Origin of the sequence: Acidovorax sp. A1169, from assembly GCF_030704685.1 — a bacterium.
In the GTDB taxonomy this organism is placed as follows: domain Bacteria; phylum Pseudomonadota; class Gammaproteobacteria; order Burkholderiales; family Burkholderiaceae_C; genus Acidovorax.
The window spans coordinates 1-1,321 of the sequence record NZ_JAUZDX010000061.1 but is presented as its reverse complement, the minus strand read 5'-3'; the positions used below and the strand labels follow the sequence as shown (position 1 = coordinate 1,321).

The window sequence follows — 1,321 nt, the reverse complement described above, 5'->3', positions numbered from 1 at the left end:
TGAATCGCCCCGGATTTTGAGGAGGCTCAACACTCTGAGAGGATTGAGCCATGAAGAAGACGAACAAGTTCTCACCCGAGGTGCGTGAGCGCGCAGTGAGGATGGTGCAGGAGCAGCGCGGGGAGTACCCGTCACTGTGGGCAGCCATCGAATCCATTGCCCCCAAGATTGGTTGCGTGCCACAGACGTTGAACGAATGGGTCAAGCGCACCGAAGTTGATGCAGGCACGCGCGAAGGCGTCACCACAGCCGAAGCACAGCGGGTCAAGGAGTTGGAGCGCGAGGTCAAGGAACTGCGCCGGGCCAACGAGATATTGAAGCTGGCCAGCGCGTTTTTCGCCCAGGCGGAGCTCGACCGCCGACTGAAGTCTTGAGGACCTTCATCGACCAGCATCGCAATGCTTTCGGGGTCGAGCCGCTCTGCAAGGTTCTGCAGGTTGCCCCGTCCGCGTATCGACGTCATGCCGCGCTGCTGCGCCAGCCCCACAAGCGCTGCGCCCGGGTCAAACGCGACGAGTTGCTGACGCCGCAAATTCAACGCGTCTGGCAGGCCAACATGCAAGTCTACGGCGCCGACAAGGTGTGGCGGCAACTGGCACGCGAAGGTGTGACCGTGGCCCGCTGCACGGTCGAGCGATTGATGCGCAAGCTGGGCCTGCGCGGTGTGATGCGTGGCAAGGTGGTGCGCACCACGGTCGGTGATGCCAAGGCTGCGTGCCCGCTGGACCGGGTAAACCGGCAGTTCCGGGCAGAGAGGCCCAACCAACTGTGGGTAAGCGACTTCACCTACGTCTCGACCTGGCAGGGCTGGCTGTACGTGGCCTTCGTCATTGATGTGTATGCCAGGCGCATCGTGGGTTGGCGAGTCAGCAATTCGATGCGTACCGACTTCGTGCTCGACGCCCTGGAGCAAGCGCTCTATGCCCGTCAGCCTGAGCGCAATGGCAGCCTGGTCTGTCACTCGGACAGAGGGTCCCAATACGTCAGTATTCGATATACCGAGCGATTGGCAGAAGCGGGCATCGAGCCATCGGTAGGGAGAAAGGGAGACAGCTACGACAACGCCTTGGCGGAAACCATCAACGGCCTGTATAAGGCAGAGCTCATCCACCGCCGGGCACCCTGGAAAACCAAAGAGGCGGTGGAGTTTGCAACGCTCGAATGGGTGTCATGGTTCAACCACCATCGCCTGCTCGAACCCATCGGGTATATCCCGCCTGCTGAGGCTGAGGCAAACTACTACCGGCAATTCGCCAATCAGGCCACTGCTGTGGTGACCTGACTTAAACCAAACAGCCTCCGCGCAACCCGGGGCGATTCA

1 protein-coding gene and 1 other annotated feature are annotated in these 1,321 nt (G+C 61.0%); the gene reads left to right on the top strand.

Annotated features, from left to right (window positions below; genetic code table 11):
* The first annotated feature begins 50 nt into the window (after positions 1 to 50).
* A protein-coding gene (locus QYL93_RS31810) for an IS3 family transposase (RefSeq protein WP_305747427.1) occupies positions 51 to 1,282 on the top strand; the annotation gives its coding sequence in 2 pieces (ribosomal slippage) (positions 51 to 342 and positions 342 to 1,282; 1,233 coding nt in all).
* Positions 329 to 445, top strand: a sequence feature (AL1L pseudoknot). (Overlaps the previous gene by 117 nt.)
* Positions 1,283 to 1,321: the final 39 nt, after the last annotated feature.